The following is a 23,807-nucleotide window of genomic DNA, read 5'->3' as shown; positions in this document are numbered from 1 at the left end:
TCGGCGAGGCGCCCAAGCGCATGTACGCCTCGCTCATCCGGCCCGAGCGCTACGGGCCGCCCATCGGCGCCTTCCAAACCGAAGTCGTCGACGTGCCCCCGGTCGGGCCCGGCCAGGTGCTCATCAAGGTGATGGCGGCGGGCGTCAACTACAACAACGTGTGGGCCTCGCTCGGTGACCCCGTCGACGTCATAGCCGCCCGGCAGAAGCGCGGCGCCGTCGAGGACTTCCACATCGGCGGCTCCGACGCGTCCGGCATCGTCTGGGCGGTCGGCGAGGGCGTGCGCCTCAAGCCGGGCGACGAGATCGTGCTGCTCGCCAGCATCTGGGACGAGAGCGCCGAGGACATCCGGCTCGGCGCCGACCCCTGCACCTCGTCCTCGCAGAGCGTGTGGGGGTACGAGGAGAACTACGGGTCGTTCGCGCAGTTCGCCGTCGTCGACGAGTACCAGTGCCACCCCAAGCCGAAGCGGCTCTCCTGGGCACAGGCCGCCTGCTACATGGCGACCGCCGCCACCGCCTACCGCCAGCTCTTCGGCTGGGAGCCGCACACCGTGCGTCCCGGTGACGCGGTGCTGATCTGGGGCGGGGCGGGCGGCCTCGGCTGTATGGCGATCCAGATGGTGCGCCAGCGCGGCGGCATCCCCATCGCGGTGGTCTCCAGCGACGAACGCGGCGAGTACTGCGTGGAGTTGGGCGCCAAGGGCTACATCAACCGCCGGGACTTCGACCACTGGGGCCGGCTGCCCGACACCTCCGACGACGAGGCGATGGCCCGGTGGCTCAAGGGCGCCCGCGCCTTCGGCCGCCGCTTCTGGGAGGTCCTCGGCGAGCGCCGGGCCCCCAGGATCGTCCTGGAGCACTCGGGCGCCGACACCATCCCGACCTCCATGTACCTGTGCGACAACGCGGGCATGGTCGTCATCTGCGGCGGCACCACGGGCTACAACGGCGATGTGGACCTGCGGTTCCTGTGGATGCGCCAGAAGCGGCTGCAGGGCTCCCACGTCTCCAACGCCCGCGAGGCCCGCGAGGTGACCACCATGATCGACCAGGGCCTGCTCGACCCGTGCCTGTCGCTCACGCTCGGCTTCGAGGAGATCGGCAAGGCCCACCAGCTGATCCACGACAACCAGCACCCGGCGGGCAACATGGCGATTCTGGTCAACGCGAAGGCGTAATAGGGCAGTTGGGCCGTCGCACCTGTTCACACCACGGGTACGACGGCCCAGCTGAATACGCCCGGCCCGGCCGGTCGCACCCGTACGTCGATGACCTGGCCCGGCAGCGACCGGGGCCAAGCACGGAAGCCGCCGGGCACCGGCCGGGTCGCCAGGGCGAGCAGCGTCGCCGGGGCCCGCTCGCCGAGCAGGGCGCCGAACGCCTTGTACGCGGCCTCCTTGGCCGAGAAGGCACACAGCAGCCGGTGCTCGGCGGCGGCCCGGTCCGGCGCGTCGTCGACCGGGCCCCGCTCGTCAGGGCCGAGCACGATGTGGGCGCTCTCCAGGGGCAGGCCCCGCAGTTCGAGGTCGCAGCCGAGGGCGGGGACGCGCGCGGCCAGGGCGACGGCCAGACCGCCGGAGTGGCTGATCGACCCGGCGAAACCACCGGGGAACAGCGGCCGTCGGCCCGACCGGAGGATCTCCGCCGCCGGGTGGCCCGCCTCGGCCAGTGCCCGCCGGGCCGCACAGCGTCCGGCGAGGAAGTCACGGCGTCGCGGGGGCGGCATCGCGGCGGCCGACGCCCGCTCCCCGGGGCCGCCCGGACGCGCCGACGGGTCGTCCGCGTACGCGAGTCCGAGCGAGAGACCGTCGGCCCGGAGAGCGGGCCTCAGCAGGAGCAGCGCCGCCTCGGCGGCCGCCCTGCCGGGGGCCGCCTCCGGCAGGGCGTGGGCATCGGACGCCGCCGCGTCACGCACGCAGCAGCTTTTTGATGATCTTCCCAGCCGGGTTGCGAGGGACCTGGTCGATGAACTCGATGCGCCGGGGGCGCTTGTACGAGGCGAGACGCTGGGCCAGGTGGGCCTGCAACTCGACCGTTCCGGTGCCCTCTTCGACGACGACGTACGCCAGCGGGACCTCGCCGAAGTCCTCGTCCGGCACCCCGACGACCGCCGCGTCGCGCACCGCCGGGTGGGTCTGGAGGGCGCGCTCGATCTCCGAGGGGTAGACGTTCTGGCCGGCCCGGATGATCAGGTCCTTGCTGCGGTCGATCAGCCGGATGAGGCCGTCGCGGTCGATGAACCCGAGGTCGCCGGTGCGGATCCAGCCGTCGACGGTGATCTCGGCGGTGGCGGCCTCGTCACCCCAGTAGCCGCGCATCAGACCGGGGCCGCGCACGCAGATCTCCCCGATGTCGCCGGGCCCGACCTCCTGGCCCTGGGCGTCCAGGGCGCGCGCGGACATGCCGGGGATGACCCGGCCGGCCGGGATCACCTCGGGCACCGCGCCGGGCTCCGGGTGCTCGTCGGGGCCGAGCGTGACGAACGGGCCGCCGACCTCGGTCATCCCGTACACCTGCCGGAATCCGCAGCCGAGCCGTTCGACGGCCTCGGCGTAGATGTCGGGGGGCATGGGCGCGGCCCCGTACAGGATCTCGCGCAGGGTCGAGAGGTCCGCGGTGTCGGCGGACTTGGCGCGCAGCAGGAAGCGCAGCATCTGCGGGACGAGCCAGACGTGGGTGGCGCGGTGGGTCTCGACGGCGGCCAGCGCGGTCTGCGGCTTGAAGCCGGGCATCAGGACGACGGTCGCGCCCGCGGCCATGTATGTCAGCGAGACGACCATGCTGCCGTGGTAGAGCGGGCAGCAGTTGACCAGCACCATGTCGTCGGCGGGCCGGGCCACGGCCAGCCAGCCGAGCGCGATGGCCCGGAACGAGGCGTGGTCGACGGTGACGCCCTTGGCCTGGCCGGTCGTCGCCGAGGTGTGCAGGATCGCGGCGGGGGCGTCGTCCGGGATGTCGTCGAGCGCCGGTCCGCCCTCGGCGCCTAGCGCGGCGAACGCCTCGTCGTCCAGGGGGATGCGGGTGCGCACCGGCAGATCGGGGTGGCGGGCGAGGAGCGCGCTCTCGCCGATCACGGCTACGGCGCCGGTGCGTTCTACGATCCCGGTCACCTCGGCCGGCGTCAGGCTGTGGTTGAGCGGGACGAAGAGCGCCCCGATGCGGGCCAGCGCGAAGTACGACTCCAGGACCTCGACGCGGTCCAGGGAGAGCACGGCGACGCGGTCACCGCGCCGGATGCCGAGCCCGGCGAGCCCGTGGGCGAGGCTGATGCCCCGGTCGTGGAACTGGGCCCAGGTGACGGAGCGGTGCTCGTCCACCAGGGCCGTCCGGTCCGGGAAGCACTGGCGGTTGCGCTCCGCCAACTGGGTCAGCCACATCAGGCGGCGCCCTGCTGCGGGGTGGCGGCGTCGCGGCCCGCGATGAACCGCTCGTAGTCCGCGATGGTGGTCAGGCCCTCCATGTCCTCGGCCGTCACCTCGACGCCGGTGCGCTGCTCGATGAGCAGGATGAGGCGGACCAGGTCCCCGGAGTCGATCCCGCTGGCGCTGAGGTCCTCGTCGTCCCCGATCGCCTCGGCGAACTCGGGCGTCCCGGTCAGCTCGACCAGCATCGTCCTGATGGTGCTCATGGCATACCCCTCTCGTTCAGCACTGACTACCGAAGAGAGAGGCGCACGCGGCCGCCCACACTCCCCCGCCCCCGCGTGACCTTCGTCACGGGTCAACGGCATGTGCGCGGGGATTGAACGCCCCAGGTCAGACCTCTTCATCTGTGAAGGCACCGCCACCGCGGCGGTCCTGGACGAAGGGGTGGTCGACGGCGTGGAGCAGCTCAACGCGCACTTCGAGGCGCTGCTCGCGGCCGGGGAGCAGATCGAGCCCCGGGACTGGATGCCGGACGGCTACCGGCGGATGCTGGTCCGGCAGGTCTCCCAGCACGCGCACTCCGAGATCATCGGCATGCAGCCCGAGGGCTCCTGGCTCACCCGGGCGCCCTCGCTGCACCGCAAGGCCAGTCTGCTGGCGAAGGTGCAGGACGAGGCGGGCCACGGGCTCTACCTCTACTCGGCGGCGGAGACCCTCGGGGTGTCGCGCGCCGACCTCCTCGACGCGCTGCACAGCGGCCACCAGCGCTATGCGGCCACCTTCAACCACCCGGCCCTGACCTGGGCCGACACCGGAGCCATCGCCTGGCTCACGGACGGCGCTGCCGTCGTCAACCAGGCGCCGCTGTGCCACACCTCCTACGGCCCGTACGCCCGGGCGATGCGCCGGGTGTGCCAGGAGGAGGCGTTCCACGTCCGCCAGGGCTACGACGTGCTGTGGTCGCTGTGCCAGGGGACGCCCGAGCAGAAGGAGATGGCGCAGGACGCCGTCAACCGCTGGTGGCTGCCCGCGGTGGCGCTGATGTTCGGCCCGCCGGACACCGTGGCGGGCGGCGCGGACGACCGCACCGCGGCGATGGGCGCCGCTGTCTCCCAGCGCTCCATGGCCTGGGGCATCAAGCGGCACACCAACGACGAGCTGCGCCAGCGGTTCGTCGACAACGTCGTGCCGCAGGCGGAGCGGATGGGGGTGACCCTGCCCGACCCGGCGATCCGCTGGAACGAGGAGCGGGGGCACTACGACTTCAGCCCGATCGACTGGCAGTTGTTCCGCGGCGCGCTCGGCGACGGCTCGCAGTGCGCGCGCCAGCGGCTCGCCCACCGGGTGGCGGCGCACGAGGACGGCGCCTGGGTGCGCGAGGCGGTCGACGCGTACGCGGCCCAACTGGCCGATGGCGAACTGGAGTCGGTGGAACTGGACGACGAGGGAAGGCGCGTGTCATGAGTGAGCGGTCCGCACGGGTGCTGACGCCGTGGGAGGTGTTCATCCGGCCGCGCCGGGGCCTGGCGCACCAGCACGTGGGCTCGGTCCACGGGGCCGACGCCGACATGGCGCTGGCCAACGCCAGGGATCTGTACACCCGCAGGGGCGAGACGGTCTCGGTGTGGGTGGTGCGCTCCGACTCGGTGCACGCCGCCTCGCCGAGCGAGAAGGACCCGTTCTTCAGCAACGCCGCCCACAAGCCGTACCGGTACCCCGAGCACTACATCCCGTTGAACGAGGAAAGCGGCCATGACGGCTGAGCCCACCGCTGAAGACACGGATCTCGCCGAGTACGTCCTGCGCCTGGGCGACGACGCGCTGGTGCTGTGCCAGCGGCTGTGCGCCCTGGTGACCCGGGCGCCCACCATCGAGGAGGACCTGGCGCTCGCCAACATCGCGCTCGACCTGCTCGGCCACGCCCGTACCCTGCTCGCGTACAGCGGCACGCTCGACGGCACCGGCCGCGGCGAGGACGAGCTGGCCTACCACCGCACCGAGCGCCAGTTCCGCAGCGCGCTCCTGATGGAGCTGGTGCCCGGCGACTTCGCCGTGACGATCGCCCGCCAGCTGGTGTACGCGCACTACAGCAGGCTGCTGTGGAGCGCCCTGGAGAAGTCCTCCGACGCCACCCTCGCCGCCTTCGGCGCGCGGGCGTCCCGGGAGGTCGAGTACCACCAGATGCACGCCGACCAGTGGACCGTACGGCTCGGCCGGGGCACCGCCGAGAGCCGCCGCCGGATGCAGGCCGGGCTCGACCTGGTCTGGCCGTACGCGGCCGAACTCTTCGAGCGGGACGCCCTGGTGGACCGGCTGGACGCGGCGGGGACCGCGGTCGCCCCGGCGCGGCTGCGCGAGGAGTGGGAGCGGGAGGTCGCCGCCGTCCTCGACGAGGCGCGTCTGACGCTGCCCAAGCCCGCGTGGCAGGCCACGGGAGGCCGGGACGGGCTGCACACCGAGGCGTTCGCGCCGCTGTTCGCCGAGTTCCGGTCCGTACGCCTCCAGTACCCGGGAGGCACCTGGTGAGCGCCGTCCGGCTGGACGCCGACGAGGTGCGGGCCCGGGTGAACACCGTGCCCGACCCCGAACTCCCGATGATCTCGCTGGCCGACCTGGGGGTCATCCGCGCCGTTCAACCCGCGGACGACGGCGCCCTGGAGGTCGTCATCACCCCGACCTACCTGGGCTGCCCGGCGATGCCCGCCATCGAGGCCGGGATCCGGGCCGTGCTCACCGAGAGCGGCCACCCCGACGCACGGGTGCGGCAGGTGCTCGCGCCCGCCTGGACCACCGACTGGATCACCGACGAGGGCCGCCGCAAGCTCTCCGAGCACGGCATCGTGCCGCCCGGCCCCGCCGGGGCGCCCCTGCCGGTCCGGATCGGCCTGGGCGCGCCCTGCCCGCACTGCGGCTCGGTGGCGACCCGGCCGCAGAGCCACTTCGGCGCGACCCGCTGCCAAGCCGTCCTGGTGTGCACCTCGTGCCAGGAGACCTTCGCGCATCTGAAGGCGATGTGACGCACCCCCATGACGACAGCGACGACTAGCGGCACCGCCGCCTCCCCGGCGCCCACCCGCCGGGCGACCGGCTGGTACCGGCTGCCGGTGACCACCGTGGAGCAGGTCGGCGACGAGTCGGTGGCGATCAGCCTCGCCGTGCCCGCCCCGCTCGCGGACACCTTCGCGCACCGGGCCGGCCAGCACGTGGTCGTACGGCACCGGCCCGAGGGGCGCGAGCTGCGCCGCAGCTACTCGGTCTGCCTGCCGCCCCGGGACCCGGCCGGGCTGCGGCTGGTGGTCAAGCGGCTCGGCGCGGACGGCTTCGCCGAGTACGCCACCAAGGAGCTCGCCCCCGGCGACACCCTCGAACTCGGCCCGCCCACCGGCGACTTCCGCCTGGCGGAGGTGCCCGGCGCGCACCACGTCCTGGTGGCGGGCGGCAGCGGCATCACTCCCCTGCTGAGCATGGCGGCGGCCGCGCTGCGGGAGGACCCCCACTGCCGGGTCTCGCTCGTCTACGCCAACCGCAGCGCGCAGTCGGTGCTGCTCGCGGACGAGCTGACCGACCTCAAGGACGCCCACGTGGGCCGGTTCTTCGCCCTGCACGTGCTCTCCCGCGAGGAGCGCGAGAGCGAGCTGCTCTCCGGCCGGATCGACGCGGCCCGGCTGCCCAAGCTGCTGGCGCTGCTCGGCGCCGAGCCCGACGAGCGCACGCACTTCTATCTGTGCGGGCCGTGGGGGCTGGTCGAGACCGTCCGGGAGGCGCTCACGCGGTGGGGCGCGGACGAGGCGCGGGTGCGCTTCGAGCTCTTCTCCACCGGCGGCGGCCTGCCGCCCGCGCCGCCGCCGGAGCCGCTGGGCCGCACCGGTCTCATCTCCGCCCGCCTGGACGGCCGCACCACCGAGACGGTGATGAAGCCCGAGGACCGCGTGGTGCTGGACGCGGTGCTGCGCGCCCGGCCGGAGACCCCGTACTCCTGCCGCGACGGCCTGTGCGGCAGCTGTCGCGCCAAGGTGGTCCGGGGCAGCGCGGTGATGGACCGTCAGTACGCCCTGGGCCCGGCGGAGCTGGCCGCGGGCTACACCCTGCCCTGCCGGGCCCGTCCGGAGTCGGACGAGATCGCGCTCGACTTCGACGCCTGAGCACCCGCCGTACCGACACCCGTACGCGGCAGACGCATTGCCGCCCCCCGACCGCAGCGACCACCGCGCGGTCCCCCGAGATCACAGGAGTGTGGAGAGATGACCAGTACGGGCAGGCTGAGCGGCCGGACGGCCCTGGTGACCGGTGGCAGCCGCGGAATCGGCCGGGCGATCTCGCTGCGGCTGGCCGCCGAGGGCGCCCTGGTGGCCGTGCACTACGGGCACCGCACCGAGGCCGCCGAGGAGGCCGTCGCCGAGATCGAGGCGGCCGGCGGCCGGGCGTTCGCGCTCCGCGCCGAGCTCGGCGTGCCCGGCGACGCCGAGGCGCTGTGGGCCGCCTTCGACAAGGGGCTGTCCGAGTACGGCGCCGAGCCCGGCCTGGACATCCTCGTCAACAATGCCGGGGTCACCCTGCCGAGGCGGATCGGCGACGTCAGCGAGAAGGAGTACGACCGGCTCTTCGCGATCAACGTCAAGGCCCCCTTCTTCGTCATCCAGCAGGGCCTCGGCCGGCTGCGCGACAACGGCCGCATCATCAACATCTCCTCCGGCGTCACCCGGATCGCCATGCCGAACATCTCCGCGTACTCGATGACCAAGGGCGCCCTGGACACCCTCACCCTCGCCCTCGCTCCGGAGCTGGGCACGCGGGGGATCACCGTGAACGCGGTGGCGCCCGGCTTCACCTACACGGAGATCAACCCGACCCTGAAGGTGCCGGAGGTGCTGAACGCGTACGCGGCCACCTCCGTCTTCAACCGGATCGGCCGCCCGTCGGACATCGCCGACGTGGTCGCGTTCGTGGCGAGTGACGACGCGCGCTGGGTCACCGGCCAGTGGCTGGACGCGACCGGGGGCGCGCACATCGGAATGCCGGTCTGACCACCCGGCCCGCCCCACCACCTACGGAGACCCATGACCGAGCAGACCAGCGCCCTCGCCACGCCCGCGGCCGCCGACGAGGCGCCCCAGGTGCAGTTCGAGGGGACCACGCCGTACGAGGACTACGTCCACGCCTCGCTGCTTTCCACCCTCCAGCGGCCGCTCTCCAACGACCCCGGTGAGATGGCGTTCATCGTCACCACCCAGGTGATGGAGCTGTGGTTCACCCTCATCGTGTACGAGTGGCGCACGGCCCGGGACGCCTTACTCAAGGACGACCTCGAGCAAGCGATGGACGCGCTGCGCCGCAGCCGCCGCTCGCACCAGGCGCTCAACGACTCCTGGACGCCGCTGGCGGCGCTGACCCCGGCCCAGTTCAACGGGTTCCGCGCGGCCTTCGGCGAGGCCTCCGGGTTCCAGTCGGCGCAGTACCGCCACATGGAGTTCCTGCTCGCCGACAAGTCCCGCTCCATGGTGCAGGCGCACCGGGGGCACCCGGCCGTCTACGCCGAGCTGGAGGAGGCGCTGGCCGAGCCGTCGCTCTACGACGAGGTGCTGCGCTTCCTGTACCGCCGCGGCCTGCCCGTGCCGGAGCACGTCGTGGAGCGGGACGTGACCGAGGCGTACCAGCCGGACTCCTGGGTCGAGGAGGTCTGGCGGCAGATCTACGCCGGGCCGCAGGACGACCCGCTGGTGCGGCTCGGCGAGGAGCTCACCGAGGTGGCCGAGCTCGTGCTGCGCTGGCGCAGCGACCATCTGCTCGCCACCCGCCGGGCGATGGGCGCCAAGGCGGGCAGCGGCGGCTCGCCGGGCGTGGCGTGGCTGGAGAAGCGCGCCCAGCGGTCCGTGTTCCCCGAGCTCTGGACGGCGCGCAGCTATGTCTAGGACCCCTTCCGCGTTCGCGGCCGAGGAGGAGCGCCGGGTGCTGAGCATCCGCCCGGTGCTGGCCCCCGTGCACCGCAAGTACGGCTCGCACCCGCACCAGGTGTACGACCTGTGGCCGGCCGAGGACCCCGAGGCGCCGCTGGTGATGCTGCTGCACGGCGGCTACTGGCGCTACGACCGGATGCATCTGACCCCGTTCGCGGCCCATCTGGCACAGCACGGGTTCACCACGATCCTGCCGGGCTTCCGCAGGTCGGGCGGGGCGGGCGGGTATCCGGCCACCTTCGACGACATCGCGCTCGCCGTCGACACCATCCCCGAGGGGCGGCCCTTCGTGCTCGCGGGCCACTGCTCCGGCGGCCACCTCGCCCTGTGGGCCGGGGCGCGGGCCCTGCTGCCCGAGAGCTCGCCCTGGTACACCACCCGGCTGCCCACGGCGGTCCTGGGCCTCGCCCCGATCACCGACCTCGCGGCCACCATCCGCGACGACCTCAGCGACGGCGCGGGCCTGCAACTGCTGGGCGGCGCCGACCAGGTCGAGGCGCGGCTCCCGCTGGTCGACCCGCTCACCCTGCTGCGCGGCAAGGGCACCACGGGGGTGCGCACGGTGGTGCTGAACGGAGAGGTGGACGAGGAGGTGCCGCTGGGGCAGTTCACGGACTACCTCGCGGTGCACACGGATGCCGAGCACGTCCTGCTGCCGGGCACCGGCCACTACACGCTGATCGAGCCCGGGTCCCCGGCGTCGCGGTCCGTGATCGAGACGCTGGGAAGGCTGTCGTCGGGAGGCTGAGCGGTCCAGCGGACTTCCAGGAGTCCGCTCAGCGGCTCTACAAGGCCGGGACACGGGGGTGCACAAGCGTTTACCCTAAGAGGGGGTGAACGCTTGTGCACCCCTTCCTGACCAGCCCCTGGAGCAGCATGACCGCGGCGACAGCCACCCCCGCCCACGACCCCCGCAGCCGCTTCGTCGTCCCCGTGCTCGCCTTCTGCGGTGTGGTCGTCGCCGTGATGCAGACACTGGTCGTGCCGCTGCTGCCGCACGTCCCGGCCCTCACCGGCAGCAGTCCGGGCGCGGCGGGCTGGCTCGTCACCATCACGCTGCTGACCGGCGCGGTCTTCACCCCGGTCCTCGGCCGGGTCGGCGACATGTACGGCAAGCGGCGCGTCCTGCTCGCCTCGCTCGGCGTGCTGACCGTCGGGTCCGTGCTGTGCGCGGCCACCTCCGACATCGGCGTGCTGATCGCGGGCCGCGCGCTCCAGGGCGCGGCCCTCGCCGTCATCCCACTCGGCATCAGCATCATCCGCGACGAACTGCCGCCCGCCCGCGTCCTGCCCTCCATAGCCCTGATGAGCTCCACGCTCGGCATCGGCGCCGCCGTGGGACTCCCGGTGGCGGCGCTGGTCGTGGAGAACTTCGACTGGCACACCATGTTCTGGGCGTCGGCGGCCCTCGGCGTCCTCGATCTGCTCCTGGTGCTCTGGATCGTCCCCGAGTCACCGGTGCGCACCCCGGGCCGCTTCGACGTGCTCGGCACGCTCGGCCTCACCGCCGCCCTGGTCGGCCTGCTGCTGGCGATCACCCAGGGCGCCGACTGGGGCTGGACCTCGGCGCGCACCCTCGGCCTGCTCGCCGGGTCGCTGGCGATCGCCCTCGTCTGGGGCCGCTACGAGCTGCGTACCGAATCCCCGATGGTCGACCTGCGGGTCTCGGCCCGGCCCGCGGTCCTGCTCACCAACATCGCCGCCCTCTTCATCGGCTTCGCCTTCTACGCCAACTCGTTGGTGACCGCCCAGATGGTGCAGGAGCCGAAGTCCACCGGATACGGGCTGGGCGCGTCCATCGTGGTCAGCGGTCTGTGTCTGCTGCCCGGCGGTCTCTCGATGGTCGCGCTGTCGCCGGTGTCGGCGAAGATATCCGCCAAGTACGGCCCCCGGACGGCCCTCGGTCTGGCCGCCTGCGTGATGGCGGTGGGTTACGTCGTACGGTTCTTCACCAGCCACAGCCTCTGGCTGATCGTGGCCGGCGCCACCGTGGTCTCGGCCGGTACCGCCATCGCGTACTCGGCGCTCCCGGCCCTCGTCATGCAGGGCGTGCCGGTGAGCGAGACCGGCGCCGCGAACGGCCTCAACACCCTGATGCGTTCGGTGGGCCAGGCGTGCTGCAGCGCGGTGGTCACCGCGGTCCTGGCCAACGTCACGTTCGAGGCGGCGGGCCGCACCGCGCCCACTCTGCACGCGTATCTGCTGATCTTCCTGATCGCGGCGGGCGCCGCGCTCGCGGCCCTGGTGGCGACGGCGTTCCTGCCCGCGCGGCGACCGGAGCGCGCCGGGGCGGCCGGGGCCGGTACGGTCGGAGGGTCGACATCGGTGCCCGCGGCCCAGGAGGGCAGATGACCACCGCGCCCGTGGAGAGTACGGCCCCCGAGCAGGGCACCGGCCGCGACGCCATCCTGCGCGCCGCGCGCCGCGCCTTCGCCCTGCGCGCCTACACCGAGGTGACCCTGCGGGGCATCGCGGCCGACGCGGGGGTCAGTCCTTCCCTCATCGTGAAGCGGTTCGGCAGCAAGGAGCAGCTGTTCCACACGGTCGCCGACTTCCAGCCCGTGGCCGACGAGCTGTTCGCGGCGCCGCCCGCCGAGCTGGGACGCCACCTCGTGCTCACGATGCTGCGGCTGCGTGACGAGTTCCGGGGCGATCCGCTGCTGCGCGTCGTCTTCTCGCTGGGGCGCGACGACGAGCGCACGCTGCTGCGCGACCGGTTCCGCGAGCAGGTCACCGCGCGGCTGTCCGGGCTGCTGCCCGTCCCCGACGCGGAGTTGCGGGCCGAGCTGATCGCGGGCCAGCTCCTTGGTCTGGGAGCGACGTTGAGCCTGCACCGCCCGGGCGCGGGGCATCTTGCCTCGGCCGAGCGGGTTGCGGATCTGTATGCGCCGGGCTTGCAGCGGCTGATAGAGGGCGACTAAGCACTTGCTGCTTCTGTGCTTGGTCGACTGCGGGCCGTCTGGGCTGGTCGCGCAGTTCCCCGCGCCCCTGTAGGGCACCCGGGACCGCACGCGGCTCCACGGCTCCGCTCACCCGTGCCGTAGGGGCTCGGCAACCCGAGGAAAGGTCACCTGCACGGTGAGGCCGCCCCCCTCTCCATTCGCATACGCCCTCGTCCTCCCCCCATGCGCCCGGGCGATCGCCGCGACGATCGACATGCCCAGGCCCGCGCCCTCGCCCGGGGTGTGGCGGTGGCGTTGGGTGAGGCGGCGGAAGGGTTCGAAGAGGGCGGGGACCGTGTCCGGGGGGATCTCGGGGCCGGTGTTGGACACCGTGATGCCGTCGGGGCCGGTGCGGACCTCGACGCGGCCGTCCGGCACGTTGTGGCGGATGCCGTTGGCGACCAGGTTGTGCAGCAGCCGGTCGAGCAGCACCGCGTCCCCGGGCACGGTCAGCGGACCGGCGTGGACCGTGACCGTCACGCCCCGCTCCTTCGCCTCGCCCGCGAGTGCGCCCACCGCCTCCCGGGCGACCTCGTGCACCGCCACCGGCTCCCGGCGCTCCAGGCCCTGCTCGGAGGCCGCGAGCAGCAGCAGCCCCTCGATGATCCGCTCGCTGTCGTCGGCGACCGCGATGAGCTTGGCGCGGATCCGCGCCACCTTCTGCGCGTCCGGCTCCCCCGCGAGCCCGATCTCCGCCGCCGCCCGCTGCACGGCCACCGGGGTGCGCAGCTCGTGGGCGGCGTTCGCGGCGAACCGCTGCTGGGCCGAGACGAGCTGCTCCATCCGCCCCAGCATCCCGTCGAAGGTGTCCGCCAGTTGCTTGAGCTCGCCCGGCGGCGCCTCCAGGGCGATCCGCTCGTGCAGGTTCTCGCCGGACAGCCGCCGCGCGGTCTCGGTGATCACGGCGACCGGGCGCAGCACCCGGCCCGCCATCCACCAGGCGAGCGCGATGGAGAGCACCGCGTAGGCACAGAAGACGATCACGGAGACCGCGAGCAGCCGGTTGAGGGCGGCGTGCTCGGCCGCGTCGCTGAGCGTCCGGGTGACCGCGAGACCCTGGACGACGCCCGGCGGCAGCGGGGACGGGCTCGCGGGCGCGGCGCTCTGCCGGGGGACGGCGGTGGGGAGGTCCTTCAGCTCCTTGGCGGGCACGGCGGTCGTCACGGCCGTACTGATCGAGGCGTAGAGCCCCTGCTGGACCAGCAGGTACACCACCGCCGTGAGCAGGGCGCCCGCCAGGACCAGGAGCCCGCCGTACAGGGCGGTCAGCCGGGCGCGTTCGGACCTCATGCGCCGATCCGGTAGCCCGCGCCCGGCACCGTCTCCACCACGGGCGGCTCGCCCAGTTTGGCGCGGAGCTTGCTGAGGGTGACGCGTACGGCGTTGGTGCGGTAGCTGGTGTGCTCCTCCCACACCTGCTCGATGAGGTCCTCGCCGCTGACCACCGCGCCCTCGGCCCGCAGCAGCGCTTCGAGGACCGCGAACTCCTTGCGCGACAGGTGCAGATGGCGTCCGTCGCGGCTGGCCTGGCGGCGGGCGGTGTCCAGGACGATCCCGGCGCGCTCCAGGACGGGCGGAAGGGCGGGCCGGGCACGGCGGCCGAGCGCCAGGACGCGGGCGAGGAGTTCGTCGTACGCGAAGGGCTTGGCGAGGTAGTCGTCGGCGCCCAGGCCCAGGCCGTCGACCCGGTCGCGCACGGTCCCGGCGGCCGTCAGCATCAGCACCCGCGTCAGCAGCCGCCGCTCGACCACGTGCCGGCACACCTCGTCGCCGTGCAGGCCGGGCAGATCGCGGTCGAGGACCATCACGTCGTACGCGCCGAAGGCCAGCTTGCGCAGCGCCTCGGGGCCGTCGGCGGCCACGTCGACGGCGAGCGCGTCGCGGCGCAGCCCCTCGGCGATCATCTCCGCCAGGAATTCCTCGTCCTCCACCACCAGTACGCGCATGCCCCCTGTGTATATGAAAGGGGCCTTTCGCCGTTGTTAACGCATCCGCTGAGAGAAACGAAACACCCCCTCCCGGCAGGCTCCCGGCCATGACGACCTCGCAGCGACACCTCGGCCGGATCATGGCGGCCACGGCCCTCTCCGCCCTCGCGCTCGTCGCCACCGGCTGTTCCGGCGGCAAGGGCCCGGACGCCGGGAACGACAGCACGAGCGACGCGGGCAAGAAGGCCGACCAGGCCCTGGAGCACCGCAAGTGCCTGCGCGAGCAGGGGCTGAACGTGCCCGAGCCCAAGCCCGGCCAGGACGACCGCGCCGTGAGCATCTCCGGCGACGGCATGACGAAGGAGAAGATGGAGAAGGCGCTCAAGGCGTGCGCGGGCAAGGGCGGCTCGGGCAGCGGCAAGGGCCCCACGCAGGCGGACAAGGACAAGATGCTCAAGTACGCCCAGTGCATGCGTAAGAACGGCTTCAACATGCCCGACCCGAAGTTCGACGGCGGGATGATGTCGGCGCAGCGCATCCCCGAGGGCGCCGAGAAGGTGAAGTTCGACAAGGCGAACAAGGCGTGCGAGAGCGTCAGCCGATGAGCCGCCGCCGACTGGCCGTCGCGCTCACCACGATCGTGCTTGTCGCCGGGGGCGGTGTCGCCGTCACCGCCCTCGGCACCCCCGAGCACAAGAAGTCCCAGGACCGCTCGGGGCTGCCGCCCGCCACCGCCCCCGTCACCCGCGGCGACCTCAGCGACAGCTCGCAGCAGGACGGCACGCTCGGCTTCCTCGGCGAGCGGCGGATCAACGCGGGCGCCACCGGCACCCTCAACTGGATCGCCGGTACGGGCTCGACCGTGCGGCGCGACGGACGCCTCTACGAGGTGGACGGCAGGCCGGTGCGGCTGATGTACGGCTCGGAGCCGATGTACCGGACGCTGAAGAGCGGCGACAAGGGCAAGGACGTCCGCCAGGTCGAGGAGAACCTGGCCGCGCTCGGCTACTCCGGCTTCACCGTCGACGACGAGTACACCTCGGCCACCGCGGCCGCCGTCAAGCGCTGGCAGAGGTCCCACGACCTGAAGCAGACCGGGCAGATAGGAACCGACCAGATCGCCTTCGCGGGCAGCGCCCTGCGGATCAAGGAGGCGGGCGCGGCCACCGGCGACCCGGTGGGCCCCGGCAAACCGGTGCTCACCGTCACCGGCTCGGAGCGGGTCGTCCGGTTCAAAGTGCCGGTCGCGGACGCCAAGTCCGCGAAGACCGGCACGAAGGTCTCCGTGCAGCTGCCGGACGGCAGCCGGGCTCCGGGCCGGGTGAGCGGCGTCGGCAAGACCGCGAAGCCCGGCGACGACGCCCAGGACAAGACGCCGAAGATCGAGATCACGGTCTCCTTCGACGACCCCAAGAAGGTCGACGGCTTCGACCAGGCGCCCGTCACGGTCGAGCTGACCGGTGAGACGAGGAAGGACGTCCTGTCCGTCCCGGTCAACGCGCTGCTGGCGCTGCCCGGCGGGGGCTTCGGGGTCCAGGTGGTGGAGAACGGCACCGCCCGCGAGGTGGAGGTCGAGCTCGGCATGTTCGGACAGGGGCGCGTGGAGGTCAGCGGCGGCGGACTGCGCGAGGGCATGAAGGTCGGGGTGCCGTCCGTATGAGCACGGTCGTCCGCCTCAGCGGCGTCACCAAGGAGTACGCGGGCGGCGTCCGGGCCCTCGACGGGGTCGATCTCACCATCGGGCGGGGCGAGTTGCTGGCGATCGCCGGTCCGTCCGGCTCCGGCAAGTCCACCCTGCTGCACATCGTCGGCACCCTGGACCGGCCCTCCGCCGGAACGGTGGAGATCGCGGGCTTCGACGTGGCCTCGCTCACCGACCGGCGGCTCTCCGCGCTGCGCTCGCAGCACATCGGCTTCGTCTTCCAGGCGTTCCACCTGGTGCCGGGCGTCAGCGCCCGGGACAACGTGGCCGAGGGGCTGCTCTACTCCGGGCTTCCGCGGGCCCGGCGCCGCGCCCTGGCCGCCGACGCGCTCGCCCGCGTGGGCCTCGCGGACCGGATGAAGCACCGCCCGCACGAGCTGTCCGGCGGGCAGAAGCAGCGCGTCGCCATCGCCCGGGCCGTCGTGGGCGAGCCCGCTCTGCTGCTCGCCGACGAGCCGACCGGGGCGCTGGACTCGGCGTCCGGGGAGGCCGTGATGGAGCTCCTGCACGATCTGAACCGGGAGGGCGCGACCATCGCGGTCATCACCCACGACACCGAGATAGCGGCGGGGCTCCCCCGCCAGGTGCGCATCCGCGACGGGCGCGTGGTCGCGGACACGGCACGGGGAAAGGTCGCGGCGTGATGGCTCCTGTTTCCCCTCGTACGGAAGGCGCTTCGCGCACGCGGCTCAAGGCGGCCCGGCTGAGCCCCCGGGACGTGCTGCACGTCGGTTCGGCCGGGCTGCGCAGCCGTCCCGTCCGGGTGGTGCTCTCGGCGCTCGGGATCGCCATCGGCATCGCCACGATGATCGCCGTGGTGGGCATCTCGGCCTCCAGCCAGGCGCAGTTGATGCGCCAGCTGGACGCGCTCGGCACCAACATGCTGGTGGCCAAGCCCGGCGAGGGCATGTTCAGCGGGCAGGAGGTGAAGCTGCCCAAGGACGCGCCGGGCATGGTGGGGCGGATCGACGGCGTCCAGGAGGTCGGCGCCACCGGCGACCTCAAGCAGTCCGTGCGGCGCACCGAGAAGATCCCCAAGGACGAGACCGGCGGCATCGCCGTCAAGGCGGCCACCGAACGGCTCCTCGATGTCCTGCGCGGCAAGGTCGCCGCCGGGACCTGGCTGAACGCCGCCAACGGCCGCTACCCGTCCGTGGTCCTCGGCCACGTCGCCGCCGAACGGCTCGGTGTGACCGAGCCGGGGCAGCAGGTGTGGATCGGCGACCGGTACTTCACGGTCGTCGGCGTGCTCGGCCCGATGCCGCTGGCGCCCGAGATCGAGCGGTCGGCGCTGGTCGGCTGGGCGGCGGCGCAGCAACTGCTCAGCTTCGACGGACACCCCACGGCCGTGTACGAACGGTCCACGGACGCCTCCGTGCGCCAGGTGCAGAAGCTGCTCGCGCCGACGGTCGACCCGCGCAACCCGCAGAACGTCGACGTCAGCGATCCGTCGGCGGCGCTCCAGGCGAAGGCGGCGACCGAGGGCGCGCTGTCCACGCTGCTGCTCGGCCTGGGCGGGATCGCGCTCCTGGTGGGCGGGGTCGGGGTCGCCAACACCATGATCATCTCGGTGCTCGAACGCCGCCACGAGATCGGTCTGCGCCGCTCGCTCGGCGCCACCCGGGGCCAGATCCGCATCCAGTTCGTCGCGGAGTCGCTGATGCTCTCGGGCCTGGGCGGGCTCGCGGGCGTCGGTCTGGGCGCGGCGGCGACCGGTGTGTACGCCTCCTCGGGAGGGCTGCCATGGGTGGTCCCGCTGTGGGCGGTCGGCGGCGGCTTCGGCGCGACCTTGGTGATCGGCACGGTCGCGGGCCTGTATCCGGCGGTACGGGCGGCACGGCTCTCCCCCACGCTGGCGCTGCACGCGGCGTAGGGGAGGAGGCGGTAGGCGGGCGGCGGGTCGTCGTGGGGGACGATCCGCCGCCCGTCGCCGTATCGGGGCAAAGCCCTATCGGATCAGAGCCGCATCGGGTCAGAACGGCTTGGTCGGCAGGTACTTGCCGTCCAGCGTGATCACCGCGCGCTCGCCGCCGTCGGGGTCGGCGACCTTCTTCACGTCCAGCTTGAAGTTGATCGCGGAGATGATGCCGTCCCCGAGCTGCTCGTGGACCAGGGCCTTCAGCGTGGTGCCGTACACCTGGAGCATCTCGTAGAAGCGGTAGATCGTCGGGTCGGTGGGGATGCCGCCGGGGATCGAGCCGCGGGTCGGGATGGTCTGCAGCGTCCTGGCGTCATCGGCGTCCAGGTCCAGGAGCTCGGCCACGGCCTCGGCCGAGGCCGTGGGCAGCGGGTGCTGGCCGAGGACGGCGGCGGTGACGAAGGCGACCGACAGACCGGCGGCGTCGGCTATCTGCTGCCAGGACAGGTCCTTGCGGATCTTGGCGTCGACGGCCTTGGCGGCCAGGGCCTGACGGGCGGTGTTGTCGAACTGGGCGTGCACCATGGGAAAGAGCTCCTTTTCGAGCGGGTGAGAACGGTGGAAGAGGGGGATCAGGCCGCGGTGGCGAAGGGGTTCACGACGTCGAGCTGCTCGACGGTGCCGCTGCCGATGTCGTAGCACCAGCCGTGCAGCGCGACCGTGCCCCGCGTCAGGGCGCGGGCCACCGACGGGTGGGTGACCAGGTTCGCCAGCTGGGCGCGGACGTTGCTGCGCACCAGGGCGTCGACCCCGGCCGTGGTGGTGCGGGCCCTTGCGGCATCCGCGTGGCGCAGCCAGTCGGCGGTGGTCGGCAGGGCGCCCATGTCGTGGCTCTCGGCCAGTGCGGTCATCGCGCCGCAGGCGGAGTGGCCGCAGATGACGATGTCGGTGACGCCCAGGGCGGCGACCGCGTACTCGATGCTGGCCGCGATGCCGTCGATGCCCGGTGCGTACGCGGGAACGAGGTTTCCGGCGGTGCGGATGACGAACAGCTCGCCCGGCTCGCTCCCGGTGATCAGCTCCGGCACCACCCGGGCGTCGGAACAGCTGATGAACAGCGTCGACGGCCGGTGGTTGGTCGCCAGGTGTGCGAAGAGCTCCGCCTTGGCCGGGAAGACGTCCCGGCGGAACCGTGCGACGCCCTCGGTGAGGTCTTGCATGTCACTCCCTTCGGTGGCTGTCGGCCCCGTGGGGCTGACGAGATCCACCATGCATGACCTGCTCCTATAGTGTCCAAGACGTGCTATCCATATCTGCTATTGGTCTCATCTATAGTTGGTCCATGGCCCCGGAACTGCGTCATCTGCGCTATCTGCTCGCCGTCGCCGAGCACGGCAACTTCACCCGCGCCGCCGAGGAGCTGCGCATCTCGCAGCCCACGCTCTCCCAGCAGGTGAAACAGCTCGAACGCACGGTGGGGGCGCAGCTCCTGGACCGCACCGGGCGGACCGTACGGCTCACCGACGCGGGCGAGACGTACGTCCACTACGCCCGCCGCGCCCTGCGGGAGCTGGCCGCCGCCGAGCGCGCGGTCCTCGACGTGGCCGACCTCTCGCGCGGCAGCCTGCGCCTCGCCGTGACGCCGACCTTCACCGCGTATCTCACCGGCCCTCTCGTCGCGGAGCTCCACGCCCGCCACCCCGGCATCACTCTGGACGTGAAGGAGCTGGCGCAGGACCGCATCGAGGCCGCTCTGCTGGCCGACGAGCTCGACCTCGGCATCGCCTTCCACCGGCCCCATCTGCCCGGGATCGCCGCGACGCCCCTGTTCACCGAGACCCTGACCCTCGTCGTGGGCACCGCCTCCTCGCCGCCGCTCCCCGTCCACGACCTGGCACACCGCCAACTCGCCCTACTCAGCGGTGACTTCGCCACCCGTGGCCACATCGACGCCTACCTCGACGCGCACGGCGTGCGGCCGCACATCGCGGTGGAGGCCAACTCCGTCCAGGCCCTGGTGGAGATCGTCCAGCGCACCCCACTGGCCACCGTCCTGCCCGACGCGGTCACCCACGACCACCCGCGCCTGCACCCGGTCCCGCTCGAACCGGCCCTGCCCGCCCGCACGGTGACCCTGCTGCGGCGGGAGAGCGCGTACGAGAGCGCCGCCGCCCGCGCCTTCACCCGCCTCACCCGACAGCTCGTACGCGACCGCGCCTATCCGCCCGCGTGACAGCGGCCGCTCACAGCCCGGGCGCGCCCCACACCGGGAACCAGCGGGCGAGGTCCTGCTCGACGTGCAGGTCGTCCGCGAGGACCGCCTTGATCCGCAGCTCCAGCGCGCTGTCGCGCTTCTCGCCGGACAGCGGGGCGAAGGGGTAGAACGTGCCGCGCTTGTAGAGGTACACCAGCGCGAGCGCCTGCCCCTCGGCGTTCTCGAAACCGACCAGGGAGCACAGCAGTTGGGGGCCGAAGCCGCTGCCCTCCAGGGCGGTGTTCACCGCGTGCAGGTCCCCGGCGAGCGCGGTCACGTCGGCGGGGCCGCGCCGCGACAGGAGCCAGGTGTAGCCGTACTCGTCGCGGCTGGACTCCACCGGGCTCCCGGCCCGTTCGGCGTCCGCGTTGAGCAGTTCCTCGACGTCCTCGCGGATCCGGGTGAAGGCCCCGCCTTCGACCGTGGTGAAGCAGACCGAGCCACGGCCGGTCGGCGTGAACCCGGCCGCCGCCTCCAGGGTGACGGCCGCCGACGGCACCGCGAAGAGCCGGTCGAGGTCGGGGGCGACGGGCTTGGTGCGCCCGAGCAGGATGTCCAGGAAGCCCATGCGGATCAGTCACTCCGTCCTGTGGCGGCTCTCGTCGTACGGTTCTCGGCCGTACGGTCCGGGGCGCGCGGGGCCGCTCATGCCGGGCGGCCCAGCTCCGCCGAGATCTTCGCCAGCCCGGCGAGCCGCTGCTCCAGGCTGGGGTGGGTGGACAGGAGCCGGGAGAGCGAGGCGCCGGCGCCGAGGGCGGGCACGAAGTAGAAGGCGTTGAAGGCGCTGGCCGTGCGCAGGTCCTTGCTGGGGATGCGGGCGATGTCGCCGTCCAGCTTGGTCAGCGCCGAGGCGAGCGCGGAGGGGCGGCCGGTGAGCAGGGCGGCGGCCCGGTCGGCGGCCAGCTCCCGGTACCGGGACAGGGCCCGGATCAGCAGGAAGCTCAGCGCGTACACCGCCGCCGAGACCGCCATCACGGCCATCAGGATGGCGAAGGTGTTCTGGTCGCCGCGGCGGCGGCCGCCGAACATCTGGGAGTAGAAGGCGAAGCGGACGATCAGCCCGGCGATGACGCCCAGGAACGAGGCGACGGTGATCACCGCGACGTCGCGGTGGGCGACGTGCGAGAGCTCGTGCGCCAGCACCCCCTCCAGCTCCTCCGGTTCCAGTCGCCTGAGCAGCCCGGTGGTGACGCAGACGACGGCGTGGTCGGCGTTGCGCCCGGTGGCGAAGGCGTTGGGCAGATCGGTGTCGGCGAGGGCGACCCGGGGCACCGGCATGTCCGCCGTGGCGCACAACCGGTCGATGACACCGTGCAGTTGGGGCTGCTCCTCGCGGGTGACGAGACGGCCGCGCATGGCGTAGAGGGCGATCCGGTCGGAGAACCAGTACTGCCCGAACAGCAGCGCCGCGGCGATGACGACGACCAGCACCGTCGACTTCAGCAGGACGAGCAGCGCGGCCACGAACCCCACGTACAGCAGGCCGAGCAGAAAGAGGGTGACCAGCATGCGGGCGGTCAGCTGCCGGTCGGGCTGGAAACGGCCGATCATGGTGTCTCCCCGGGGCCCGGGTCCTTGGATCCTCACTCTCCACCATGCCACTTACGGCGGCCGTAAAGGGGCGCTGCGGCGAGGAGATGAGGGGTAGGGATCGCTCGGGCATCAGCCAGGGACCAGTCGGTGATCAGCCAGTGATCGAGGAGAGGGCCGCTTGATGAGCCAGCCGTTCGGTTTCTACCAGAACGAGATCTACTTCGAGGGGCTCGGCGGCGTCGTGCCGCGCTTCCCCTTCACGTACGAGGAGCTGGAGTCCCGCGCCGAGGCCGCGCTGGGGCCTTCCCTGTGGTCGTACGTGGCGGGCGGTGCGGGTGACGAGCTCACCCAGCGGGCCAACGCGTCGGCCTTCGAGCGCTGGGGGCTGTACCCGAGGATGTTCGTCGGGGCCGCGCGGCGCGACCTGTCCGTCGAGCTGTTCGGGATGACCTTGCCGTCGCCGCTGTTCATGGCGCCGATCGGGGTCATCGGGCTGTGCGCCCAGGACGGGCACGGCGATCTGGCGACGGCCGGCGCGGCCGCCCGCACCGGCGTCCCGATGGTCGCCTCGACGCTCACCGTCGACCCCCTGGAGGAGGTCGCCGCCGAGTTCGGCTCCACGCCGGGCTTCTTCCAGCTGTACACCCCCACCGACCGCGAGCTGGCCGAGAGCCTGGTGCGCCGGGCCGAGAAGGCGGGGTTCAAGGCCATCGTGGTCACCCTCGACACCTGGGTCACCGGGTGGCGCCCGCGCGACCTGAGCACCGCCAACTTCCCCCAGCTGCGGGGCCACTGCCTGGCCAACTACACCTCCGACCCGGTCTTCCGGGCCGCCCTGGACCGCACCCCCGAAGAGGATCCGCGGGCCGCCGCCATACGCTGGGCGCAGGTCTTCGGCAACCCGCTCACCTGGGACGACCTGCCCTGGCTGCGGTCGCTCACCGAGCTGCCGCTGATCGTGAAGGGCCTCTGCCACCCCGAGGACGTCCGGCGCGCGAAGGACGGCGGCGTGGACGGGATCTACTGCTCCAACCACGGCGGACGCCAGGCCAACGGCGGGCTGCCCGCCCTGGACGCGCTGCCCGGCGTGGTCGAGGCGGCCGACGGCCTGCCCGTGCTGTTCGACTCGGGCGTCCGCACCGGGGCGGACATCGTGAAGGCCGTGGCCCTGGGCGCCACGGCCGTCGGCGTCGGCCGCCCCTATGCGTACGGACTGTCCATAGGCGGTACGGACGGTGTCGTCCACGTGCTGCGTTCCCTGCTGGCCGAGGCGGATCTGCTGATGGCGGTGGACGGCTATCCGACGCTCGCCGACCTCACGCCGGAATCCCTGCGGCGCGTCCTCTGACGCCCGTCCCGACCGCGCGGCCGTGCACCGGCTCAGGGAACGGTCTGAGCCGGCTCGCCGCGATCCGTAGTGGTTCAGCGTGCCGACGCCGTCACGCCGACGGCTTCCAGCCTGGCCGGATCGGCCCGCAGGATGGCTTCCTGCGTCAGCCGCAGCGGCGGGCCCGGTTCGACGCCCAGCTCCTCCCGGATGACCTGGCGCGCGCTGCGGTAGACGCCCAGGGCGTCGCCCTGGCGGCCCACCCGGTACAGGGCGGCCATCAGCTGGCGGTAGAAGGGCTCGCGCAGCGGGTGCTGGACGACGAGTCCCTTGAGCTCCTCTATCACGGCGTGATGGCGGCCGAGCGCCAGGGCGGATTCAATATTCAGCTCGATGCAATTCAGCCGTTTCTCCTCCTCCACGGCGGCGAACGAGCCGATCTCCGAAGACCCCGACATGCCGTCCAGAACCGGCCCCCGCCACAGGGCGAGGGCATTTCTCAGACACTCGGACGCGGCCAGGTAGTCGGCCGCCAGGTAACGGGCCCGGCCGCTTTCATACAACCTCTCGAAGGTCCGGACATCGAGTTGGTTCTGGCTGACGTCGAGAATGTAACCCGGGGAAACAGTGACGATCGGCGACGCCCGGCCGGGGGTGCCGAGCAGCTTGCGCAGCTGTGACACATAGACCCGCAGGCTCGCCGCCGCACAGCGCGGCGGGTGCTGTTCCCAGAGCTCCGCCATGAGTTTGTCGCCCGGTACGGTCTCCCCTGCCCGGATCGTCAGCAGAGCGAGCAGCTTGGCGATCTTCGGTGGCGCCGGCGTCAGATCGACGTCGCCGCAGGTCACCCGGAGCCGCCCCAGTACCTCGTAGCGCAGCGGATGACTCGGTCGTGCATAGGACAGGGACACGTGACGCAACCCCCTTGAATGCATGCCGGG

The 23,807-nt window shown here is 72.5% G+C and carries 27 protein-coding genes; 17 read left to right on the top strand and 10 right to left on the bottom strand.

All coding sequences use genetic code 11. The annotated features are described in order from the left end of the window. The first annotated feature begins 20 nt into the window (after positions 1-20). Positions 21-1,181 (top strand): crotonyl-CoA carboxylase/reductase, encoded by a 1,161-nt coding sequence (ccrA, locus tag IE252_RS10985; RefSeq protein WP_190089419.1) that lies wholly within the window; start codon positions 21-23, stop codon positions 1,179-1,181. Between the two features lie 26 nt (positions 1,182-1,207). On the opposite strand, the gene IE252_RS43945 is transcribed toward ccrA, so the two are convergent. The 3 genes from IE252_RS43945 to IE252_RS10970 are packed head-to-tail and all read right to left on the bottom strand — an operon-like array spanning position 1,208 to position 3,631. Continuing rightward, on the bottom strand, positions 1,208-1,918 hold the full coding sequence (locus IE252_RS43945) for a 4'-phosphopantetheinyl transferase family protein (protein ID WP_308434530.1): 711 nt from the start codon (positions 1,916-1,918) through the stop codon (positions 1,208-1,210). Then, positions 1,911-3,380 (bottom strand): class I adenylate-forming enzyme family protein, encoded by a 1,470-nt coding sequence (locus tag IE252_RS10975; RefSeq protein ID WP_190089165.1) that lies wholly within the window; start codon positions 3,378-3,380, stop codon positions 1,911-1,913. The genes IE252_RS43945 and IE252_RS10975 overlap by 8 nt, the downstream gene beginning before the upstream one ends. Continuing rightward, a complete protein-coding gene (locus tag IE252_RS10970; RefSeq protein WP_101386674.1) occupies positions 3,380-3,631 on the bottom strand; it encodes an acyl carrier protein in 252 nt (83 codons plus the stop codon). Before IE252_RS10970 ends, IE252_RS10975 begins: the two co-directional genes overlap by 1 nt. Positions 3,632-3,731: 100 nt before the next feature. Here IE252_RS10970 and paaA point away from each other — a divergent pair, with 100 nt between their 5' ends. The 10 genes from paaA to IE252_RS10920 all read left to right on the top strand — a co-directional run bounded on the left by paaA (position 3,732) and on the right by IE252_RS10920 (position 12,243). Beyond that, on the top strand, positions 3,732-4,832 hold the full coding sequence (paaA, locus tag IE252_RS10965; RefSeq protein ID WP_190089164.1) for a 1,2-phenylacetyl-CoA epoxidase subunit PaaA: 1,101 nt from the start codon (positions 3,732-3,734) through the stop codon (positions 4,830-4,832). After that, positions 4,829-5,131, top strand: coding sequence for a 1,2-phenylacetyl-CoA epoxidase subunit PaaB (gene paaB / locus IE252_RS10960; protein ID WP_101386676.1), 303 nt, complete (start codon positions 4,829-4,831; stop codon positions 5,129-5,131). Before paaA ends, paaB begins: the two co-directional genes overlap by 4 nt. Then, positions 5,121-5,894, top strand: a complete 774-nt coding sequence (paaC, locus tag IE252_RS10955; protein ID WP_190089163.1) for a 1,2-phenylacetyl-CoA epoxidase subunit PaaC — start codon at positions 5,121-5,123, stop codon at positions 5,892-5,894. Before paaB ends, paaC begins: the two co-directional genes overlap by 11 nt. Further along, the gene (gene paaD, locus IE252_RS10950) at positions 5,888-6,385 is read left to right on the top strand and encodes a 1,2-phenylacetyl-CoA epoxidase subunit PaaD (RefSeq protein ID WP_190089417.1); all 498 of its coding nucleotides are present in this window, start codon (positions 5,888-5,890) and stop codon (positions 6,383-6,385) included. The genes paaC and paaD overlap by 7 nt, the downstream gene beginning before the upstream one ends. 9 nt (positions 6,386-6,394) lie before the next feature. Next, positions 6,395-7,510 carry a 2Fe-2S iron-sulfur cluster-binding protein gene (locus tag IE252_RS10945; protein ID WP_190089162.1) on the top strand — a complete coding sequence of 372 codons (1,116 nt, stop codon included), beginning with the start codon at positions 6,395-6,397 and terminating at the stop codon, positions 7,508-7,510. A gap of 99 nt (positions 7,511-7,609) precedes the next feature. After that, positions 7,610-8,392, top strand: a complete 783-nt coding sequence (locus IE252_RS10940) for an SDR family oxidoreductase (protein ID WP_190089161.1) — start codon at positions 7,610-7,612, stop codon at positions 8,390-8,392. A 33-nt stretch (positions 8,393-8,425) separates the two neighbouring features. Next, positions 8,426-9,277, top strand: coding sequence for a tryptophan 2,3-dioxygenase (locus IE252_RS10935; RefSeq protein ID WP_190089160.1), 852 nt, complete (start codon positions 8,426-8,428; stop codon positions 9,275-9,277). Continuing rightward, positions 9,270-10,070, top strand: a complete 801-nt coding sequence (locus IE252_RS10930) for an alpha/beta hydrolase (RefSeq protein ID WP_190089159.1) — start codon at positions 9,270-9,272, stop codon at positions 10,068-10,070. Before IE252_RS10935 ends, IE252_RS10930 begins: the two co-directional genes overlap by 8 nt. Before the next feature lie 128 nt (positions 10,071-10,198). Further along, positions 10,199-11,674 (top strand): MFS transporter, encoded by a 1,476-nt coding sequence (locus IE252_RS10925; protein ID WP_190089158.1) that lies wholly within the window; start codon positions 10,199-10,201, stop codon positions 11,672-11,674. Further along, a complete protein-coding gene (locus IE252_RS10920) occupies positions 11,671-12,243 on the top strand; it encodes a TetR/AcrR family transcriptional regulator (RefSeq protein WP_190089157.1) in 573 nt (190 codons plus the stop codon). Before IE252_RS10925 ends, IE252_RS10920 begins: the two co-directional genes overlap by 4 nt. 108 nt (positions 12,244-12,351) lie before the next feature. On the opposite strand, the gene IE252_RS10915 is transcribed toward IE252_RS10920, so the two are convergent. Together IE252_RS10915 and IE252_RS10910 are read right to left on the bottom strand one after the other, a co-directional pair. Continuing rightward, positions 12,352-13,554 carry a sensor histidine kinase gene (locus tag IE252_RS10915; protein WP_190089156.1) on the bottom strand — a complete coding sequence of 401 codons (1,203 nt, stop codon included), beginning with the start codon at positions 13,552-13,554 and terminating at the stop codon, positions 12,352-12,354. Then, entirely contained in the window at positions 13,551-14,210 is a 660-nt protein-coding gene (locus IE252_RS10910) for a response regulator transcription factor (protein WP_190089155.1), read from the bottom strand. Before IE252_RS10910 ends, IE252_RS10915 begins: the two co-directional genes overlap by 4 nt. Positions 14,211-14,299: 89 nt before the next feature. Here IE252_RS10910 and IE252_RS10905 point away from each other — a divergent pair, with 89 nt between their 5' ends. From IE252_RS10905 to IE252_RS10890, 4 genes are read left to right on the top strand one after another with little or no spacing between them, the layout of a single operon-like run. Next, the gene (locus tag IE252_RS10905) at positions 14,300-14,797 is read left to right on the top strand and encodes a hypothetical protein (RefSeq protein WP_190089154.1); all 498 of its coding nucleotides are present in this window, start codon (positions 14,300-14,302) and stop codon (positions 14,795-14,797) included. Further along, positions 14,794-15,852, top strand: coding sequence for an efflux RND transporter periplasmic adaptor subunit (locus IE252_RS10900; RefSeq protein ID WP_190089153.1), 1,059 nt, complete (start codon positions 14,794-14,796; stop codon positions 15,850-15,852). Before IE252_RS10905 ends, IE252_RS10900 begins: the two co-directional genes overlap by 4 nt. Further along, positions 15,849-16,538 (top strand): ABC transporter ATP-binding protein, encoded by a 690-nt coding sequence (locus tag IE252_RS10895; RefSeq protein ID WP_190089152.1) that lies wholly within the window; start codon positions 15,849-15,851, stop codon positions 16,536-16,538. Before IE252_RS10900 ends, IE252_RS10895 begins: the two co-directional genes overlap by 4 nt. Further along, positions 16,538-17,767 (top strand): ABC transporter permease, encoded by a 1,230-nt coding sequence (locus IE252_RS10890; RefSeq protein ID WP_190089151.1) that lies wholly within the window; start codon positions 16,538-16,540, stop codon positions 17,765-17,767. The genes IE252_RS10895 and IE252_RS10890 overlap by 1 nt, the downstream gene beginning before the upstream one ends. 99 nt (positions 17,768-17,866) lie before the next feature. Here the strand turns inward: IE252_RS10890 and cynS are convergent, their stop codons facing one another. Further along, entirely contained in the window at positions 17,867-18,337 is a 471-nt protein-coding gene (gene cynS / locus IE252_RS10885; protein WP_190089150.1) for a cyanase, read from the bottom strand. Between the two features lie 47 nt (positions 18,338-18,384). Then, positions 18,385-18,972: a carbonic anhydrase gene (locus tag IE252_RS10880; protein WP_190089149.1), complete on the bottom strand. Its 588-nt coding sequence runs from the start codon at positions 18,970-18,972 to the stop codon at positions 18,385-18,387. A 122-nt stretch (positions 18,973-19,094) separates the two neighbouring features. Here IE252_RS10880 and cynR point away from each other — a divergent pair, with 122 nt between their 5' ends. Beyond that, positions 19,095-19,985: a transcriptional regulator CynR gene (gene cynR, locus IE252_RS10875; RefSeq protein ID WP_190089148.1), complete on the top strand. Its 891-nt coding sequence runs from the start codon at positions 19,095-19,097 to the stop codon at positions 19,983-19,985. A gap of 10 nt (positions 19,986-19,995) precedes the next feature. Here the strand turns inward: cynR and pspAB are convergent, their stop codons facing one another. Then, the gene (pspAB, locus tag IE252_RS10870; protein ID WP_190089147.1) at positions 19,996-20,574 is read right to left on the bottom strand and encodes a PspA-associated protein PspAB; all 579 of its coding nucleotides are present in this window, start codon (positions 20,572-20,574) and stop codon (positions 19,996-19,998) included. A gap of 77 nt (positions 20,575-20,651) precedes the next feature. Beyond that, the gene (gene htpX, locus IE252_RS10865) at positions 20,652-21,557 is read right to left on the bottom strand and encodes a zinc metalloprotease HtpX (protein WP_190089146.1); all 906 of its coding nucleotides are present in this window, start codon (positions 21,555-21,557) and stop codon (positions 20,652-20,654) included. A 163-nt stretch (positions 21,558-21,720) separates the two neighbouring features. Here htpX and IE252_RS10860 point away from each other — a divergent pair, with 163 nt between their 5' ends. Beyond that, positions 21,721-22,887, top strand: coding sequence for an alpha-hydroxy-acid oxidizing protein (locus tag IE252_RS10860; protein ID WP_190089145.1), 1,167 nt, complete (start codon positions 21,721-21,723; stop codon positions 22,885-22,887). A gap of 74 nt (positions 22,888-22,961) precedes the next feature. Here the strand turns inward: IE252_RS10860 and IE252_RS10855 are convergent, their stop codons facing one another. Then, complete coding sequence (locus IE252_RS10855; protein ID WP_190089144.1) at positions 22,962-23,777, bottom strand: AfsR/SARP family transcriptional regulator; 816 nt, start codon at positions 23,775-23,777, stop codon at positions 22,962-22,964. Positions 23,778-23,807: the final 30 nt, after the last annotated feature.

Source organism: Streptomyces melanogenes (assembly GCF_014649795.1).
Taxonomy (GTDB): domain Bacteria; phylum Actinomycetota; class Actinomycetes; order Streptomycetales; family Streptomycetaceae; genus Streptomyces; species Streptomyces noboritoensis.
Note: the sequence above shows the minus strand (reverse complement) of the source record. Positions and strands in the feature narration are given on the sequence as shown.